The organism is Flavobacterium sp. B114r, from assembly GCF_056824125.1.
The window spans coordinates 4214887-4234064 of the sequence record NZ_CP124858.1; the positions used below are offsets into that span (position 1 = coordinate 4214887).

General features: G+C 34.6%; 19 protein-coding genes. 3 read left to right on the plus strand and 16 right to left on the minus strand.

The window, feature by feature from the left end; translation table 11 throughout:
- Positions 1 to 19: 19 nt before the first annotated feature.
- Positions 20 to 1186, minus strand: coding sequence for an MFS transporter (locus QLQ94_RS17885; RefSeq protein ID WP_482498008.1), 1167 nt, complete (start codon positions 1184 to 1186; stop codon positions 20 to 22).
- A 147-nt stretch (positions 1187 to 1333) separates the two neighbouring features.
- Here QLQ94_RS17885 and QLQ94_RS17890 point away from each other — a divergent pair, with 147 nt between their 5' ends.
- Positions 1334 to 1852 (plus strand): 5' nucleotidase, NT5C type, encoded by a 519-nt coding sequence (locus tag QLQ94_RS17890; RefSeq protein WP_482498010.1) that lies wholly within the window; start codon positions 1334 to 1336, stop codon positions 1850 to 1852.
- A 196-nt stretch (positions 1853 to 2048) separates the two neighbouring features.
- Here QLQ94_RS17890 and QLQ94_RS17895 read toward each other — a convergent pair whose 3' ends face one another.
- The 4 genes from QLQ94_RS17895 to QLQ94_RS17910 form a co-directional block, all read right to left on the minus strand.
- Complete coding sequence (locus tag QLQ94_RS17895) at positions 2049 to 3464, minus strand: aldehyde dehydrogenase family protein (protein WP_482498012.1); 1416 nt, start codon at positions 3462 to 3464, stop codon at positions 2049 to 2051.
- A 160-nt stretch (positions 3465 to 3624) separates the two neighbouring features.
- Positions 3625 to 4071, minus strand: coding sequence for a nuclear transport factor 2 family protein (locus tag QLQ94_RS17900; RefSeq protein ID WP_271334259.1), 447 nt, complete (start codon positions 4069 to 4071; stop codon positions 3625 to 3627).
- A 20-nt stretch (positions 4072 to 4091) separates the two neighbouring features.
- Positions 4092 to 4907 carry a helix-turn-helix domain-containing protein gene (locus QLQ94_RS17905; RefSeq protein WP_271334258.1) on the minus strand — a complete coding sequence of 272 codons (816 nt, stop codon included), beginning with the start codon at positions 4905 to 4907 and terminating at the stop codon, positions 4092 to 4094.
- Positions 4904 to 5401, minus strand: coding sequence for a hypothetical protein (locus tag QLQ94_RS17910; protein WP_271334257.1), 498 nt, complete (start codon positions 5399 to 5401; stop codon positions 4904 to 4906). The genes QLQ94_RS17905 and QLQ94_RS17910 overlap by 4 nt, the downstream gene beginning before the upstream one ends.
- 282 nt (positions 5402 to 5683) lie before the next feature.
- Between QLQ94_RS17910 and QLQ94_RS17915 the strand changes: the two genes are divergently transcribed.
- Positions 5684 to 6103: an OsmC family protein gene (locus QLQ94_RS17915; RefSeq protein WP_271334256.1), complete on the plus strand. Its 420-nt coding sequence runs from the start codon at positions 5684 to 5686 to the stop codon at positions 6101 to 6103.
- A gap of 67 nt (positions 6104 to 6170) precedes the next feature.
- Here QLQ94_RS17915 and QLQ94_RS17920 read toward each other — a convergent pair whose 3' ends face one another.
- The 6 genes from QLQ94_RS17920 to QLQ94_RS17945 form a co-directional block, all read right to left on the minus strand.
- Complete coding sequence (locus QLQ94_RS17920) at positions 6171 to 7142, minus strand: LysR substrate-binding domain-containing protein (RefSeq protein WP_482498015.1); 972 nt, start codon at positions 7140 to 7142, stop codon at positions 6171 to 6173.
- 155 nt (positions 7143 to 7297) lie between these two features.
- A complete protein-coding gene (locus QLQ94_RS17925) occupies positions 7298 to 7519 on the minus strand; it encodes a heavy-metal-associated domain-containing protein (protein WP_482498017.1) in 222 nt (73 codons plus the stop codon).
- Between the two features lie 103 nt (positions 7520 to 7622).
- Entirely contained in the window at positions 7623 to 8201 is a 579-nt protein-coding gene (locus tag QLQ94_RS17930) for a helix-turn-helix domain-containing protein (protein WP_271334253.1), read from the minus strand.
- A 182-nt stretch (positions 8202 to 8383) separates the two neighbouring features.
- Positions 8384 to 8755, minus strand: a complete 372-nt coding sequence (locus QLQ94_RS17935) for a hypothetical protein (protein ID WP_271334252.1) — start codon at positions 8753 to 8755, stop codon at positions 8384 to 8386.
- Positions 8756 to 8791: 36 nt separating this feature from the next.
- Positions 8792 to 11209, minus strand: a complete 2418-nt coding sequence (locus tag QLQ94_RS17940) for a heavy metal translocating P-type ATPase (RefSeq protein ID WP_482498019.1) — start codon at positions 11207 to 11209, stop codon at positions 8792 to 8794.
- An 88-nt stretch (positions 11210 to 11297) separates the two neighbouring features.
- A complete protein-coding gene (locus tag QLQ94_RS17945) occupies positions 11298 to 11861 on the minus strand; it encodes a helix-turn-helix domain-containing protein (RefSeq protein WP_271334288.1) in 564 nt (187 codons plus the stop codon).
- A 275-nt stretch (positions 11862 to 12136) separates the two neighbouring features.
- On the opposite strand from QLQ94_RS17945, the gene QLQ94_RS17950 reads away from it, so the two are divergent.
- Positions 12137 to 13096, plus strand: a complete 960-nt coding sequence (locus tag QLQ94_RS17950) for a CorA family divalent cation transporter (RefSeq protein ID WP_271334250.1) — start codon at positions 12137 to 12139, stop codon at positions 13094 to 13096.
- A 40-nt stretch (positions 13097 to 13136) separates the two neighbouring features.
- On the opposite strand, the gene QLQ94_RS17955 is transcribed toward QLQ94_RS17950, so the two are convergent.
- The 5 genes from QLQ94_RS17955 to QLQ94_RS17975 form a co-directional block, all read right to left on the minus strand.
- Positions 13137 to 14171, minus strand: coding sequence for a sulfite exporter TauE/SafE family protein (locus QLQ94_RS17955; RefSeq protein WP_482498021.1), 1035 nt, complete (start codon positions 14169 to 14171; stop codon positions 13137 to 13139).
- Between the two features lie 339 nt (positions 14172 to 14510).
- Entirely contained in the window at positions 14511 to 15350 is an 840-nt protein-coding gene (locus tag QLQ94_RS17960; RefSeq protein ID WP_482498023.1) for a DUF4249 domain-containing protein, read from the minus strand.
- 4 nt (positions 15351 to 15354) lie between these two features.
- Positions 15355 to 17973 (minus strand): TonB-dependent receptor, encoded by a 2619-nt coding sequence (locus QLQ94_RS17965; protein WP_482498024.1) that lies wholly within the window; start codon positions 17971 to 17973, stop codon positions 15355 to 15357.
- 101 nt (positions 17974 to 18074) lie between these two features.
- Positions 18075 to 18914: a FecR family protein gene (locus tag QLQ94_RS17970; protein WP_271334246.1), complete on the minus strand. Its 840-nt coding sequence runs from the start codon at positions 18912 to 18914 to the stop codon at positions 18075 to 18077.
- Positions 18915 to 18926: 12 nt separating this feature from the next.
- Positions 18927 to 19136 carry a hypothetical protein gene (locus QLQ94_RS17975; RefSeq protein ID WP_271334245.1) on the minus strand — a complete coding sequence of 70 codons (210 nt, stop codon included), beginning with the start codon at positions 19134 to 19136 and terminating at the stop codon, positions 18927 to 18929.
- Between the last annotated feature and the right edge of the window lie 42 nt (positions 19137 to 19178).

A 19178-nucleotide genomic window follows, 5' to 3' on the forward strand; every position in this document is an offset into this window, starting at 1 on the left:
TGTTAATCTGTAAAATATTTTATTCCTGTTTTCTTACCTTATAAACTGTTGCTACTACTACCAACAAAATCCCACAGCTGCCTAAGGCTATTGGCAAAGAGAATGCTTGTGCAAGCAATCCAAGTAAAGCAGGTCCTGCCAATTGTCCCGCATATCCCATTGTGGTAACTGCCGGAATAGCAATTGATGCTGATATGTTCTTTAGTCGTCCGGCTTCGCTTAAAAAAACAGGAACAATATTAGCAGCGCCTAATCCTAAAAGAATAAACCCAATCAATGCTGTTATGGTCCACGGAGTCAATACTGCCAGAAACAATCCTGAAGCAGCGATAAGACTTCCTGCTACAACAACTTTTTTACTATTAAAACGTGACACTATTTTATCGCCAACAAGTCGCATTGTAGCCATAGCAATTGAAAACATGGCATATCCTATTCCGGTAAACGCTTCATTGACACCTCGGTTTTCGTGCAGGAATAATGCGCTCCAATCTAACATTGCTCCTTCAGAAAGAAATACTATAAAACACATAATTCCGAGGAAAATCACGCTTCTCTTAAGCCAGGAGAAAGATTTTTGTCCAACTTCCTTATCTGGAGAAAAACTCTCTAGTGCAGCTTTTTCTGTGCCTGCATCAAATAGAAAACGGTATTGGGAGGTTACAATTAAAATAAGCAATATTGCTATACTTACTGCTGCTGTTATAGGTTCTAAGCCAAATTTCATTAAAAAGCCCAAGCCCAGAGAACCAAAAAGTCCGCCTACGCTAAAAAGACCGTGAAGGGATGACATTATAGGTTTACCAAATAAATTCTGAACCTGAACACCGTGAGAATTCATGGCGACATCTACCGTTCCTACTGCTGCGCCAAAGACAAATAATGCAATACCCATTGCTACTGCAGTGTTCAAAATTAAAAGCAACGGCAACGTGAACGCCATCAATAATGTAGCGCAAAGAATAACAATCCTGTTACCATATTTATGTCCCAGATAACCGCTAACAGGCATCATGGTGATTGCGCCACAACCCAACATTAATAGTAACAAACCCAAATTGGCGTCATCAAGGTTCAATCGTTGTTTTGCATAAGGAACCATTGGCGCCCAACTTGCTATTCCTAATCCGCATATTAAAAACATTGTTTTTGTTGCAGTTTTAGCCTTAACCACTTTATTAATCATATTTCATCATTTAAATATTATTTGCAAATTAATGCAAATTTGCATTAATTTGCAAATAATATTATAGAATTAAAATTTAGAAGTCAAAATAATGAGATCTTCTTATCGAAAATTCTCTCAAAAAATGAACTATTAAAAATAATTAAAATGAAAAAAAGACTAATTGTAGATATCGATGGTGTCATTGCTGACATTTACGGACAGTTTAGAAAATTTGAATTGGAGGATTTTGGTACTAATCAGGATTACTCTGAAATTACCGGAAAACTGGAAGAAGAGGCTTTTGTGAATGGGGAAATCTATATGGCGACCAAGGGATTTTTTAGAAATGCTTCTGTTATTCCAGGCAGCGTCGAGGCATTAAAAAAATTAAATAAGACTCATGATTTGTATATTGTTTCTGCTGCTACAAAATTCCCTAATAGTATGGCAGAAAAACAGGAATGGCTTCTGGAAAACTTTCCGTTTATAACATGGCAGCAGATTGTATTTTGCGGAACAAAAGAGATTGTGAAAGGTGATATAATGATTGATGATCATTTTAAAAATCTGGATAAATTCTATGGTCAGACAATATTGTTTAGCCAGCCTCACAATCTTAACCGTGTCGAAAATGGTCATAACAGGGTTGCAAACTGGGACGAAATTAGCCAATTGCTTTTATAGATTTTGGAATTCAGCCCGATCTAAAAAAATTGCAAATCAGGCTGAAATAGAAAACTCCTCAATAATTAAAATGAGGAGTTTTTTATATCTAATAAAGTATTGAAATTTATCTATTACGATTCACTTACTAAAAGCTATACTTTAAACAATATTAATTTGATCAGCATATCAATTATTGCTGTTGCGTATACTTAGATTATTCTAAAATAGCTTTTGGCTCTAAGTATTCTTCTAAACCAAAAATGCCGTATTCCCTGCCAATTCCTGATTGTTTAAATCCGCCAAAAGGAGCTTTTGAATCGTGCGAAATACCATTGATACAAATTCTGCCTGCATCAATTTGAGAAGCTACGTGATAAGCTCTCTCTTTACTGGCAGAACTTACATAAGCAGCTAATCCGTAACTGGTGTCATTTGCTATTGCAATAGCATCTTCTTCGTCTTTGTACGGGATAATTGATAATACCGGACCAAAAATTTCTTCCTGAGCAATACGCATATCATTTTTTACATTAGTAAAAATGGTTGCTTTTACATAGTTTCCGTCTTCTAATCCTTCTGGTTTTCCTTCGCCGCCAACTAATAATGTTGCTCCTTCCTGCTGACCAATCCTGATATAGTCCTGCACACGTTCGTATTGTTTTTTATTTACCATTGGTCCCACAACAGTATCGACATCTTTAGGATTACCCACTTTTATATTTTGAATCACAGCTTTTGCTATTGCATTTACTTCTTCTAGTTTGCTTTCAGGAACGAGTAAACGGGTCGCCGCTGCACAAGCCTGACCGCTATTTAAGTATGCCGCAAAAATTGCAGTTGGAATCTCTTCCTGTAAATTAGCATCGTCTAAGATAACATTAGGAGATTTTCCTCCCAGTTCGAGGGTAACTCTTTTCATTGAATCAACGGCGCCTTTTGCAATTATTTTCCCTACTGCTGTTGAACCTGTAAAAGCAATTTTCGAAACATTTATATTACCGGTAAGTTCTGCACCAACTACATCACCCAGACCATTTACAAAATTTATAACGCCTTTTGGTAAACCAGCCTCATGAAAACATTCAGCAATAATTTGTGTTTGCTGTGTACTCATTTCACTTGGTTTTACAACAACTGTACAACCTGCGGCAATAGCAGTAGAAAGTTTGGTAACAATGAATCCGTTACTCATATTCCAGGGGATAATAATCCCTACAACTCCTACCGGCTGTAAATAAACTTTTGAATTCCCTACAGTTTGTTCGAAATCGAAATTCTTCAATACATCAATCATCGCGCTAAAATCACTTACCATATTTTGCGAAACCATCGAGCAAAACTGAAATGTTCCACCATATTCTTCTACCATTACATTCGTCAGGTCTTTTTCACGTCTGCTTACGATAGCACGCAACTTTTCAAGATAGCTAATACGCTCTTCTTTGGTGGTTTTCGAGAATGTTTTATAAGCATCTTTTGCTGCAGCAATAGCATTTTGGGTATCGACCTCATCTCCTAAAACTGCCTCACCTGTTTTTTGATTTGTAACAGGGCTAATAAGGTCAAATCTTTGTGTACCATGTGGTGTTACAAATTCTCCGTTGATATAAACTTTATCAATTGTCGTCATAATAAGTCTTTTTTTGTTACTGTAAAGGTCAGTAATCATACTGCGAAAAGACTTTCTCTAAAGCTCAAAGATAATTTGCTATAGGGCTCATTTGTACTGATTTTGTATAAAAAAACCACCTGAAAGCTCAGGTGGTTACTTTTTATGATAATTCAATTTCTTATCTGTTTTCGATCCAGTCTACCATCAATTTACGTTCAGCAAAAAACCATTGATTATTTTGTTTCACAAATTTGTCATGGTATTTAATATAAGCGATCATTAATTTCTGAACTCCATCTTTGATCGTCTGATGATGCGCGATGCAATACGCAAGGCCAGTTGCGGAATCTCCATCTAATTGTATACTTTTTTGCCCGTTAAAGTGCATTGTGGCATTATAAGAATTTAGATTATCAAACACAGGAAAAAGGTCATTTCGCTTGCTGATAACCATTGTTGGTTCAGGAGCCTTTGCATCCATAAATACCACAAAATTAGTATCTTCTGTAAATAACGCCATTTGCCCTTTTGCATCACGGGTATCAGCGCAAAATGCATATTTGTCTATTAATTCGCTAATGGCCAATCGATCTGCAGTTTGCTGTAATTGTTCTTCGGTATTCATTGTTTTTTAATTTTATGTTATTAAATACTGGCAGGTGTCACGCCAAACTTCTGCTTGAAAGCGGTGTAAAAATGAGAGAGGTTTTCGAAACCTAATTCTAAATAAATCTCAATAGGCTTTTGCTTTTTTTCCTGAATAAGCTGATAGGCTACTGTCAATCGTTTTTCCTGTAACCATTTGCGTGGCGAGGTTTTGAAAATTTGACTAAAATCTCTTTTAAAAGAGGCCAGACTTCTTCCTGTAAGTTTAGCAAATTGCTCAACTGATACATTATAATGATAGTTTTGAAGCATAAATTTTTCGAGATCAATTTTATAAGGTTCTGAAAAATCAAATAAAAAGGACTTCAAAGAGGGATTTAGATGTAACAATAATGCCAGGGCTTCATTTGTTTTGATCATGGCTAATTTTTTGCTTACATCTTCTGACTGTTCTATATAAGCCAATAAGGATTGAAAATAGCCTTTCATCAACGCATCCGGTTTCAGTAACATCACTTTGTCTCCCCTATATGGTTTACTTTCATAAATGCCATTGTTTATTGCGTATTCACGCAGGACATCATCTGTAATAATTATAGAAATGCTTTTATAAACCTCATCTCCAACAGGAAACTTCATCGATTTTGCCAATTGATTTTTCTGCACCAACAGCATTTGGTTCTTTTTTAGAACCAATTTTTCACTTTGATACTGAACACGTGTTTCTCCGGAAAACTGAAATGCCAATACATGATGCGGTACAAATTGATCATAACCACGTTCGTCCTTAAACAAACACGAATACACAAAGCTGTCTTCTAAAACTTTGGTTTTGGGTTGTACTTCTTCGTTCATTGTTGCTGAGATAAGAGGTATTGATTATATACTGTATTTCTTGCATCAGTATTGCTGTCGATAAACATCAGCAAGGTCATCAATGCTATAGTGGTAATACCAATGGCCCGCCATAAAGGCGTATTGAGAAACACAATCAACAATGCTGCTGCAATAATAATCAGCGGAAGTACCTTGAAAACCATTGCAAGTTCACTTTGCGATTTTGCAGTACGTGCTGTTTCTGTAGTAATAAAGGCTTTTGCATCTGTTCTATAAGCAGTTTCGAATTGTGCAATTCTGGGTTTATTGGTAAAATACAAACCTGCCGAAATTACGAGGATCAAAACGCCTGATACTAATATAGGCCACACAAATGCTTTTGCCATAGGCGTTTTACCAAGCTGCCAAAATCCAAAGGCTATTATAAAAAACAATAAACCAAATAGCAAAGTTATTTTAGAAGAAAAAACCTCCGCTTTAGCCCAATCTGTACTTACTTTTAAAATATCCATCTTGTTATAATTTTATATTACAAATTTACAGCGTTTTATTGAATGAAGTATTTTCTATATGGTTCAATTATTATTTGGTATATGGCTCATTTTTATTTTATTATGGCAGAGATGTTTTTCATCTTATGGAAGATTATACACTCCTGAACATGATTATAAATAATATTTATAACTGCAAAAAATTATTAATTTGATTAATAACAAGACCTGTCCTAAATTTGTCCTGTCAAATCAGAACAAATGATTTGTAGTAACAAAAAATAACTATTAAAATTTAAGATCATGAAATTTACAAGAAGAGCAAACGCAAACTGGAAAGGTACAGGAATGGAAGGAAAAGGAACTATTACTACACAAAGTACAACCTTGAATGAGGCACAATTATCTTTTAAAACCCGTTTTGAAGAAGGTGTAGGTACTAATCCTGAAGAATTAATTGCAGCAGCCCATTCCGGTTGTTTTACCATGCAATTAAGCTTTTTACTTACTGAAGCCGGTTTTACTCCGGAAGATTTGAATACTGAAGCCAAAGTTACTTTTGAAGATGGCACCATTACATTGATTCAATTAATCCTGAATGGGAAAGTTCCCGGAATTTCTGAAGATGATTTCCAGAAGGCAGCGCAAAAAGCAAAAGAGATTTGCCCTATTTCAAAATTATTGAATACTGAAATTACTTTGTCAGCGACACTAATTGCATAATGCAAAACAGCTTTTTATAATTGATATATCACAAAGCCTGACGTCTCTTCGTCAGGCTTTCTTATTATTACATGAATTTACTTACTGATTTTACAAAATAAGGAGAATCGTTCCATCGTATTTTGCGATAAACAAAGTCTTTTTGAAGTGATTCCGGAAGACAATTCCAGATCGCTTCATTCATTTTTTCAAGCAGTAGTTTTTTCGAAAAAGAATCAGAAACTACTAAGCTGATTTCTCGTACCGGCTTAGGTTCTTTAAAGGGTTTAAAAAGTTTCATATCCTTTTCGTTAAGAACAGAAAGTTCCGGTATAATTGCGAATCCTAATTGCGCACGAACTAAATTCTTTAAAGTTTCGATAGAACTGATATCATAAGTAAACTGCTCTTTTATTTTTGCGGGTGTTTTGATACCGCAGATATCAAGCAATTGTGCATTGTAACAAAACTCACTATGAAGCAGTAATAATTCTGTTTTATCTCCCGGCTGAATCTCATAAAATTCGTCATTTGCCATTGGGTGAAGCTCATTTAAATAGGCTACAAAAGGTTCTTTGAAGATTGGATGTTCTATTAAATTTGAATTTCCTGTTGGTGTAGCCATAATTACCACATCCAGCGCGCCTGATTCAAGATCCTTCATTAACTGTCCTGTATTGGCTTCTTTTATAATAAAATGTACTTTGGGAGTAGCTTCTTTCATTGCCTTAATAAACAATGGAATGAGATATGGAGACAAGGTTGAAATTATTCCTAATCGGATTTCGCCTTCTAACACGTTTTTTTCGTTTACTACAAAATCGCGAATCTCATCTGCTTCTTTCAGGATCTTTCTTGCCCTGTTTATAATTTCCTTTCCCAGTGTTGTAGGTGTCAGTGGAACTTTATTGTGATCAAAGATTTTAATGCCTATTTCTTCCTCAAGATTTTTTAACTGAATTGTAAGTCCGGGTTGTGAAACCATACACGCCTCTGCTGCTCTTGCAAAATGACGTTCATCATCTAATGCTACAATATACTTTAATTGCTGTATGGTCATGATTATAAATTTATTTTATAAAGATAAAAAATAATACAATTTTTGATATAACAAAATCAGAATAAAAATTACTACTGTTTTATATTGTCTCATCATAAAAAAACTCCAAAATCATAAAATTTTGGAGTTTTAAAATTAAAGAAGTGTTTCTGATATTAAATAGTTAAAGGCTCAGCCTTAAAACCTTTGCTTTTGATGATGGCAATTATTTCGTCCTCTGTAGCTCCTTCTGATGCAACGGTAAGGATTTTATCATTATTGTTGGTGTCTACACTCCAATCGCCGATACCTTCGGCACTATCTAAATCAGATTTTACTTTGGCTACACATCCACCGCAATTAAGGGTTGTTTTGAATTGAAGATCTTTCTTTTCCATATTATTTAATGCTTATTATTGTTATTTTTATAAAGCAAATTTCCGCCATTTATGCTTCAATTTCTTTGCACTATTCCTTATTTGATTTGTGACATTTACTGATTTATATTTTATCTGATTGTTCCTCAATAATAGCCAACTTATCGCGTCTTATTTGTTTATAGTAGGAAGAAGTAAATCCGGTATATTTCTTTAATTGATTCGATAAATGTGCGGGACTGCTATAGCCTAAAGTATGTGTGATTTGAGACATTGACTGATTAGTATAAACCAGAAGTTCTTTTATTTTTTCAATTTTTCTTAAAATGATATATTTTTCAAGTGTTTCTCCTTCTATAGAAGAAAACAAAGCACTGAGCGCATCGTAACTCTTATTCAGTTTATTGCTTATTAATAAAGAGAACCTAACTGGTATTCCGGAATCTAATTGCATCGTAATCCCGGTTTCTACGAGCTCTTTGATCTTTTCTACAGTTTCCTGGGTTTTACTAAAAAGCAATTCAAATCCATACTTTTCCAACATGGATTTAATTGTGCTCAAATGCATGGTAAGATCTTCTGTATCTTTTAGTACGATGCGCCCTAATTCAATATCAATGATTTCGAACCTTAATTTTAAAAATTCCTGTTCAAGTACATAAATGCATCTGTTACACACCATCCCTTTAATTAATAATATCATAAAATTGCTTTTGAAATCTTAGCTGTAAGACTCTTTGAAAATGAAAGAAAATAAAAAACGGCGGCCAAAAAATATGAAACCGCCGTTTGGCAAACGCATCAAGGAGTTTTCTACAACTAAAATTATTTCTTTAATCTATTGGGTTTAACATATAAAACTTCTGTTAGACCCAATAGATTGCTTTATTTGATGACAGGAGGATTATAGTCTGATAAACTTGTTACTCTTACGGTGTCTATTCCTTGTAAAGACCAGGTTATAGGCATCATTGTCATGTAATTGCACTTAGGGCATTTGTCTCCTTTTGAGCCTATCATTTCTTTGTGTGACGGGCAACCTGTTATAAATTTTCCGTTTTTATCAAGTGCCTGACCCAATTCATTTTCGTACTTGTTTGTTTTTTCTACCGTGTCTTTTTTTTCTGCATCTTCAGCATTATTGTGGAGATTATCGGTATTATCAGTATCGTTTATTTTCTTAGTATCACTTCCGCACGACGAAGCAAATACTGTTATTGAAGCCAATATTATTATCACAAATTTATTTAGTTTCATCTTGATCACTATTTATTGTTCTTTGAGAATCTGAGTTTATTTTTTCCATTTCAAACGCAGGCTGTTGCTTACCACACTAACACTGCTCAAAGCCATTGCGGCTCCAGCTATCATTGGGTTGAGCAAGAATCCGTTTATTGGATATAATATACCCGCCGCAAGCGGAATACCGATAAGATTGTATATAAATGCCCAGAATAAGTTTTGTTTGATAGTGGCGACGGTTTGCTTCGACAAGCGGATGGCCTGAGGAATCTTGGTAAGATCTGATGAAATAATAGTCATCTTCGCTACATCCATTGCAATGTCGCTTCCTTTACCCATGGCGATACTTACATCAGCGGTTGCCAAAGCAGTACTGTCATTAATACCATCGCCTACCATGGCAACAACTTTGCCTTGTTTTTGTAATTCTTTTACAAAATCTGCTTTGTGCTGTGGCATTACTTCTGCTTTGTAATGTTTGATTCCTGTTTGTCCGGCAATGGCTTTTGCAGTAGCTTCATTATCTCCGGTAAGCATATACAATTCAATGCCCATTTCCTGCATTTGTCTAATGGCTTCTACAGATGTTTCTTTTATCTTATCAGAAATAGCAATAACAGAAAGTGCCTGCTTACTATTGGCAAACCAAATTACGGTTTTTGATTCTCTGCCCCATTCTTCTGCTTGTTTCAATAATGAATCGGCAATAACAATGTTATTCTCTGTCAATAATTTCCTGTTCCCTACAAAATAAGTTTCAGCCTGATAATCTGCTTTTGCGCCTTTACCTGTAATACTATCAAAATTGGATAAAACCACACTTTGTGCGCTTTTCAAATTTTTTACTACGGCTTCCGCCAAAGGATGTTCTGATTGCTTTTCGATGCTGATTAAGATGTCTTTTGTCGCGTCTTGATTATCTAACCATTTTATACCGGTAACTTCTGGTCTTCCTTCTGTAATCGTTCCGGTTTTATCCAGGACGATAGCAGTAACTTTTCTTGCCAGTTCCAGGCTTTCGGCATCTTTGATTAAGATTCCATTTTCAGCACCTTTACCCACTCCTACCATAATTGCTGTAGGCGTAGCAAGTCCTAAAGCACACGGACAAGCAATAACCAATACGGTAACCGCTGCCAGCAATGCTTGTGCAACTGCATTTTCTCCTCCCAGAAAGAACCAAAGAAGGAATGTAATAATAGTAATACCAATAACAATTGGTACAAAAATACCCGCAATTTTATCTACCAATTTTTGCACGGGGGCTTTGCTTCCCTGAGCATCCTGCACCATTTTTATAATTTGGGCAAGCATGGTTTCCTTTCCTATCCTGACAGCTTTGAACCTGAAACTTCCTTTTTGATTTATAGTTCCGGCATAGACCTTTTCCTTTTCTGTTTTTAGTACAGGCACAGGTTCACCGCTCAGCATGCTTTCATCTACATAGGAATGACCGGAAGTAACCATGCCGTCAACTGCAATTTTCTCACCGGGTTTTACAAGAATAATCGCATCAACACTTACGTCTTCAATAGCTACTTGTTTTTCTGTTCCGTCAGGTTGAATGACTATTACGGTTTTTGGCTGTAATCCCATTAACTTTTTAATAGCTGATGAGGTATTGCCTTTTGCTTTTTCTTCTAATAATTTACCAAGAAGTATAAATGCGATAACTACAGCTGCTGCTTCAAAATAAACATGGGCGTGTAATCCGCGTTGGTGCCAGAAATCCATGAAAAGCATATTGAAAACACTGAACAAATAAGCAATTCCCGTACTTAAAGCTACCAGAGTATCCATATTGGCAGAACGGTGTTTCGTCTGTTTCCATGCATTGATAAAGAAATCTTTACCGAGCCAAAGCACTACCGGTGTCGAAAAGAACCACATGATTTCGTTACCATAAGGCATATCCATAAAGAACATACCAATAGTTACTACCGGCAACGACAAAATAACGGCCCAAATGGTTTTGGCTTTTAATTTTTTAAATTTTTCTTCATGAATCGCTTCAAGAGATTCCTGCTGTTTTGTTTCGTCAACAATAAGCAAGTCGTAACCAACAGCCTGAACTGCTTTTTGTAGTTTAACAGCATCTGTTAGATTAGGAAGATATTCTACCGTTAGATTTCCGGTTGCAAAGTTTACCGAAGCTCCCACTACTCCTAACTCATACGTTACGATGCTTTCTGCACTTCCCGCACATGAAGCACAAGTCATGCCCAGAACCGGAAAGGTATTTCTGACTGTTGGCACACCATAACCCAGATCCTTAATTGCCTTTACGGCATTAGCAACGGTCTCATTTCCTTTGACAGTAATGGCCGCTCTGCGGTTGTTTATTTCTACTTTGTGGGTTTCAACACCTGCAACCTGTGCTAATCCTTTTTCTACGATTAATGCACAGTGCTCGCTCTCTACGTCTTCAAGAGGGATATAAATTGTTTCCTTTATTGTATTTGTCGCCATAATTCGCTTGTTGTATTTTACATGCAAAGTTGGCAACTATACACATGAATTCTATTGCGCAATTATGGATTTGATTTGTAACATTTACTTAAACCTTATCCAGTGGTTTTCTTTTTTCTTCTCGAATTTGTTTGAAATGACTTGGCGTTAATCCCGTTACTTTTTTGAACTGATTGCTGAGGTAAGCAACACTTGAATAATTAAGGCGCAGCGCAATCTCGCTTAACGATAACTCATCATAAACCAAAAGTTCTTTTACTTTTTCGACCTTTTGGGCGATAAAATATTTTTCTATCGTGGTGCCTTCCACATCAGAAAAAAGATTAGAAAGATAATTGTAATCGTGGTTGAGTTTTTCACTCAGCAGGTCAGATAAATTGCTTTTTGTATCATTATCCTGATGGTGTACAAGATCGATGATGCTATTTTTTATTTTCTCGATGATTCTGCTTTTTTTATCATCTATCACTTCAAAACCTAAGGGAATCAATGCTGCTTCGAGTGCATTACGCTTATCAGGATTGAGCTCTTTTGCCAGGGTGACTTCGCCTAACGTGATATTTGTAAAGTCTAAATCAAGTTTTTCAAGCTCATTCTCAACTACCATTATACAACGGTTGCAGACCATATTTTTAATAAATAGTATGCTCATATCTTTATTCAATCCCATTTTTATATTTTATATAATAGGCAAACTTACTATTAAAATTCTATTAACGATTATTTTTTAAAATGACTCTCTTTGATCTGTATTCTTAAACGCATTATAAACAATCGTTGTTTTTATTGGCGTTTTAAAACAAGATTTAATTGTTATGATCTTTAAATAAGACACTTATTAAATTTAAATTACTCCTGAATATTTCCCTACATTTGTTAGAATACAGCTGTCTTTTAATCTTATATATTAATAAATAAAAAGTAATAATGATTATTGAATATTTAGATAAACATAACCATATTATCACGATAAAAAGCATTGGTGAAATGCCGAAAGACTTGAGTTCTATATCCAGTTTACAGCTTATTGATTATTCGAAAGATGATGTTATAGAAATTGAAAAGCTTTTTGATATCGATACTTCGATATTGAGCAACAGTGACGATATTGAAATAAGTTCTCACTATGCGGAAAATGAAAACCAGCTGGCTTTTAATTTTTCATTTCCTTACTATTCTGATCAGAATAAGATCGAAGAGATGATTGTGTCTTTTATATTAAAAGAAAATATAATGTTTTCGTTTATGGCAGTAAATTTTGAGCAATTTATCTCCGAAACTAAAAAACATGAATATTTTGAAAACATGAAAAATTTCCCGCTCACTTTAGATTCATTTCTTCGAATGCTGATTGGGATCGTTCCGGATTATTTTGCAGATTTAACTGAAGTAATTTCAAAAAACATTAAAAACACGTATTACAATTCCCAGAAGCGAAAAGCTTTTTCAGAAAAAGAACTGGATGAATTAACGGCCCTGAAATTCGATAATTATCTTATTAGGGAATCGCTGAATGAATTTAGAAGAATTTTACTGCTATTGAAAAAGAGCAACAAATTAAGTCCCGAAATAAAGGAAGCAATTATTTTTGAACTTGAGGATCTAACAGTAATCAACGAATATGTAGTGAACAATTTTGAACGACTCGAAGATCTTAAAGATTATGTAAGCAATAAAATAGACCTGGAACAAAACCGAATCTTCAAAACATTAACGATTATCACCACTTGTATTTCCTTGCCTATGCTTATTGCCGGAATTTATGGTATGAATTTTAAATACATGCCTGAACTCGAATGGAAATACGGCTATGTGTATGCTGCAATACTATTACTGCTTTGTTTTGTTGTCCCGTTATTGTGGTTCAAACGAAAAAAATGGCTGTAATTGATTTGCTTTTTTTTTAATTTAATCCCAATCACCCCGGCTACTTAAAGTCAATTTTGTTGATTAATTCATCGTTTTTAAAATAATAGGCTTCATAAGATTTTGAACGGATTCCGTAAACAGCTTCAATGATTATTTCGTCAGCGTTTTCTTTTTTATCCATTACTAACTTTTGCTGCTCTGTTGTTAGATCTGTAATTGGGATCATTTGTTCAAATTCAAATCCTTCATCATAACTAAATTCAAGGGCGTATCTGGCGTTTTCCCATCTCATTTTAGTCTCTAATCCTTTGGTTTTTTCATTAATGGTAAAACCAATATTTTGAGTTGTCAGCAACTCTGAACCTGATTGTGTCAACATCATAAGACCTGAAATAACCATAGCAAAGTAACCTATTTTCTTAAACACAAGTTCGCTGATCCTTGGCAATAAAAACTTCATAGACCAGGTCGACAATACGGCGGCAACAGCGACTACAATACCAACATAAATAACCTTTAGGGAAATTAGCCCAAAAAGCGTGTAGAGAACAATTTTTACTAAATGCAGGATTATTTCATTGGCAGCTCGTGTGGCTATAATGCCTTCTTTTGTTAACCAGTAACGCAAATAAAACTTATTAAAAAGTAATCCCACGGCGCCTGTAAGTCCGGATAAAAAACCTGCCGTAAAACCAATTGCTCCCAATGCCAGATTACTTGGTTTATCTACTGTATTGATCTGTTTTGATTTTTTGAACAAAAACGGAATGTTTCCTACTAAGAATAATCCCATTGCGATTTCTAAGTAAACGGGATTTACAAATTTCAGTAACCATGCTCCTAACCAAACTGCGGGTAATGCTGCCGGCACAAAATATTTTACGATATGCCAGCAAATATGTTTCCTGAAAACGATTAACCGTGAGGCAGAACTCGTAAAAGTTCCTATAGATAATGCTGCGGGAACCTGGCTTATTGGCAAAAGCCTGCCTAAAACCGGAATTAATAATAATCCTGCTCCGCCACCACAAATAGCACTTATTGAAAAGGCAAGAAAACTGCAAATAAAAATTATTAAAAGTGTTGTAATCATTGCCGTTTTCTAATTATTGTTATAGTTGATGGTGCTTATTATGAACCAATTGAAAGTAAGTGCAAAAATAATTCTATTTAATTTTTTGAGCGTAACCAATTAAATTAAGATATCCTTAAAATACGCTCTGATCGCTTGAAAAATAGAACTCCTAAAATCTTATTTTTTAGTAAACTATTATAAAAAAGACACAAAAAAACCTATTCCGTTATGAAATAGGTCTGCATTTTTGATTGAAACTAAGCGATGATTAAAACCCAACAAGGTAATAAGGTTATACATCTGACACTTGTTGTTTTAATGCCAGATGTATTTACAAATCAACCTCCAATTAAATTCTTATTTTACTGTATAAATAATATGGTTTGCTTCACAAAGTCTGAAATAGCCTAGTGCAAAATTATTAGTATCAGTTGTATTGATTATATTTCCTCTGATATTAGCCGGTACCGAACCAAAAGGATTCGAACTTGAAGCCTGTAAAATTAAATTCATGTAATTAAAAAAGTTTTTAGAAATACCACGATGTGTGATATCAAGAACTTTTCCCGGTTTTAGATCCGTATCTGCATATTTTTCAACTATTTCATTCCCATTAACAAATTCATCACTTGATGGTGAATAATCCGGATAAGCAAGAAAATCAGTTTTATAATCCGTTAGATAATAATTGATCTGATCAGCCGGGTCTTTATAATAAAATGATACTACAATAAGATCAGGACCAGTTATATCTGCCATAAACTCCTGATCTACTCTTTCTATTGGCGGCACAGCAACTAATTTTTCTGTAGCCGTTAAAGTCTGTCCGTCTACTTGTACAAATAATTTATATTCCATATCAATTGCAGGCACAAAATTAGTACACTTATATAAGCCAGGTTCAGATTCATTAAACGTAAAAATAACTCCATCACTATTTTCAACTCTTACCTGTGCTCCTGAAACTTTTGGTGTCGTTGGACTGTAATAAGGTGCCATTCTGCTTATTTTTATGGTCTGTTCACTTCCGCTGGTTCCTTTCTCCCAAATTATTTCGGCGTCGATCACTATTTTGGGATCTCCTGTTTCCAGATCAAGTTCAACCACTTTGTCACAGGACAAAAAAAGTAAAACAAAAAGAAGGCTAAATAAAGTAAATGCTTTACTTTTTAAATTGTATTTTTTTAATCTTAGCATGCTATTAAAATTTAAAATTATATGTAACACCAGGTATTAATCCGTAAATAGATAACTGTCTGGACTCATTCGTTCCTGTATTATCATTTTGTGAAAAAGTCATCGATGCAGCATTTTGCCTGTTGTAAAGATTGTAGATACTAAATACCCAATAGCTTTGCCATCCTTTCTTTTTATCCGGTTTAGGAGTGTAGGTCGCACCAATATCCAAGTGATGATAGGCAGGAAGTCTGTTGGCATTTCTCAATGTATAGTTGGCTACATTTATACCGCCAAATTCATAATAACCGTTTGGATATGTTACCGGCTGACCTGATTGTAAACTAAAATTAGCATTAAACGACCATTTACGATTGAATTCGTAATTTGCAGTAACATTCAAATTATGCAGTTTATCGTATCCGGACAAATACCAATCTCCGTTGGCGATACCCGGTTCGCTTGGTGTTCTTCCGGGTGTTCTTTGTTCTGCCCTGGACAAAGTATAAGCAACCCATCCTGTAAAACGCCCTGTGTTTTTTCTGAACAATAACTCCATACCATATGATCTTGCTTCCCCGTTCAGGATATCTTGTTCGATATTATTGTTCCCTAATAGATTTGCACCATCGATGTAATCGATACGGTTTTTAATTTTTTTATAAAACAATTCTCCTTCAAATGAATATTCACGTTCTTTCAAATTTTTAAAATATCCTACTGCATATTGGTCCAGCATTTGCGGTTTTGTAAAAGGTCCGCTTGGTGTCCAGATCGTCATAGGCAACGGTGCACGGGTATTCGACAACATATGAATGTATTGCGCCATTCTGTTATAACTCGCCTTTACCGAAGTTTCATCATTAAAAGCATATGATAATGCCAATCGCGGTTCAAGATTATCAAACTTGCTGATGGTTTTTCCTTTTCCGTAATAAGTACTTCCAGTTGGCGTTCCTTCTTCATAAATATGATATAACGGATTGTAAACTACTGCTTGTCCATTTTCATAGGTACTTATATTTTCATCACCTAAACGTAAAAATGTACTATAACGAAGACCATAACGAAGGTTCAGTTTTTCTGTCACCTGATTTTCAACATCAAGATAAGCAGACGTTTCTAAAGCATATTTTTTATCTAACTGATTGTAATTAAACTGTGAACCAATACCTTGAGGCTGTATAGTTCCAGGATTAAAATCATAATACAAACCATCAATACCATAGTTCAGTTTAAAATTGTCTGATATGGTGTGATTCCAATTGTATTTAAGCCCGTAGTTGGTAATTTTACTATCCCATTCAAATTTTTGAAATGGTATTTCCAGATTAAACTTATAATCACTGTAAAAAACAGAAAGATTCGTATTTAAATTGTCTGAAAATTTATGTTTCCAGCTAAACGTTCCCATAGTATTACCATAAGTAGTGTTGAAAAAATTGTTGATATTAAATAAATCATTTCCCGTATAACCGGAAAAAGCTATTGTATTATTGGCTCCCAAACGATAATTAAACTTAGCATTAATATCATAAAACATGAGCGAACTCTTGATATCAGTAAGTTTTAAAAATAAATGCGCGTAAGAAGCACGTCCTGCAATAATAAATGACCCAACATCTTTCTTTATAGGACCCTGTACCAAAAGTCGGCTTGATATAAGACCGATACCTCCGTTTACTTTATATTCATTAAGATCTCCAGTTTGCTGACTTACGTCAAGAACTGAAGAAACGCGTCCTCCAAATTTAGACGGAATCCCTCCTTTGTATAAATCTAATCCGCTAACAATATCTGCATTAAAAATAGAAAATAAACCAAACATATGAGAATCCCCGTATACCGGAGCACCATCTAAAAGAATCAAATTCTGGTCAGCAGCACCCCCACGTACATTAAAACCTGACGAAGCTTCTCCGGCACTTGTAACCCCAGGCAAAGTTAGTAATGATTTTAAGGGATCCGGTTCCCCCATAGCAGTCGGCAGTCTTTTAATCTCAGCCATCGAAAGCTTGTTTACACTCATTTGAGTATTCTTTACGTCAACGGCCTTGCTTGTCGTGATAATCACCTGCTCTAATTGCTGACTGTCAGAATCCATTATAAATTTCATTCTTGCATCATCAGTTATTTCAACCTTTCTTTCCTTATTGGTTAGCCCTATATAACTAACCGCAACAGTATAAGTTCCGTTATCAAGCTCTATAGAAAACATTCCGTTTTTGTCCGTTATCACACCGGTTTCTACTTCTTTGACATAGACATTTGCTCCAATAATAGGTTCATTACCATCATCAAGAACCTGTCCTGTCAGCTTGTTTTTTTTTTTAGCTGTAGTTGATTTAGACGTTTTTTTCTTCACAAAAATATTATTCCCTACTATCGAAAATTGAATAGATGCACTTGTATTCAAGTCGTTTACAAGATCTTCTATTTTGATATTTTTATAGCTGTGCTTTTTTGTAAAGTATTTTTGTTCTGTATTAATCTGATCTGTAAAAGCAAATTTAAAGTCGGTTTGATTCTCAATTTCCTTAAAAAATTCTTTTAATGTAACCGTTTGATCTACCGTAACGGTAATGTTCTGGGAGAACACAGACAAACTGAATAAAAAAAAGCATGCTGAAATTATATGCTTCATGAAATTTTGTATTTTTGAATATTATTAAATGGGATAGTTTTATACTACCCTGACTATAAGGAAGGATGTTTAGTTTCGCGGCTAGTGCATCCTTTTCTTTTCTATTGAAAAGTAATCTGTTTTAAATCTTCATTTATTTCAAAGTTTAGGTTATACATTTCTGATATTAATTCGACAATTGTTTTTAAATCTTCTTTTTTATTTATTCTTACTGTAATTCGCTGGTTGTAATATTCTTGTGGTATAATTACTTTATAACCGTAATGCGCCTCAATATAAGCACTCACAACCATCAGTTTTTCATTCTCAAAATCCGTAAACCTGTTAAATTCTACGACCGATACAATTGAGTTTGCATAAGTAAACTTATCACCCGGTTTCAGTATCCATTTTTTATCCTGATCTTTTACACTCATCTGCACACTTCCTTCAAAAAGTTGCACTACTACACCTTTTCCATCTTGCCCTAATACAGTAAAAGAAGTTCCTAAAACCGTAGTTGTAGTTTCATTGCAAAAAACCTGAAAAGGATGCTTTTTATCTTTTTTTACTTTAAAATAAGCCTCACCCTCCATGTCAATTTTTCTATTGATCTCAAAATTATTGGCATAAGCAATTTTAGAATTTGGGCTTAATTCTACTTTCGAACTATCCGGCAAGAAAATAGTTTTTACTTTTGAAGTCCGGTTTTCAATTACATTCGAAGCAAATTGAATTGCCTTTTCTGCAGGATTACTATTAAAGTAAATTCTGGTACCAACAAAAATTAAAACTGCTGCTGCCGCTGCATAATAAAACCAAGCCTTAGATTTCTTCTTTTCTGAAGCAAATGCCTTTGCCTGAAACTGTTCCCAGGAAATCTCTTTTTCATTATCAGAATGTGAAACAGGAGTTTCGTCCCACACTTTTTTCAATTCTTCTTCTATTTTTTTTTCATCCATGTCTTTGAAGCTTTATATTTTTTGACAGTAAAATCCCTGTTTATTAAAAACACCATAAACCATTTCTTTTATATCCCTGTTGGTTTCGATTCTTAGAATAAGATCGTGATTCTCTTTGTCAAAATTCATTATGCAATCAGAAATAATAAACTGCAGAAGCACGACAATAAATTTTGCGTCTTCCTTTGTTTTTACATCCGTTTTATAAGATTCAATATACATTTTATGTTTCCGTTTATAGATATAACAAACGAGAACACAAAA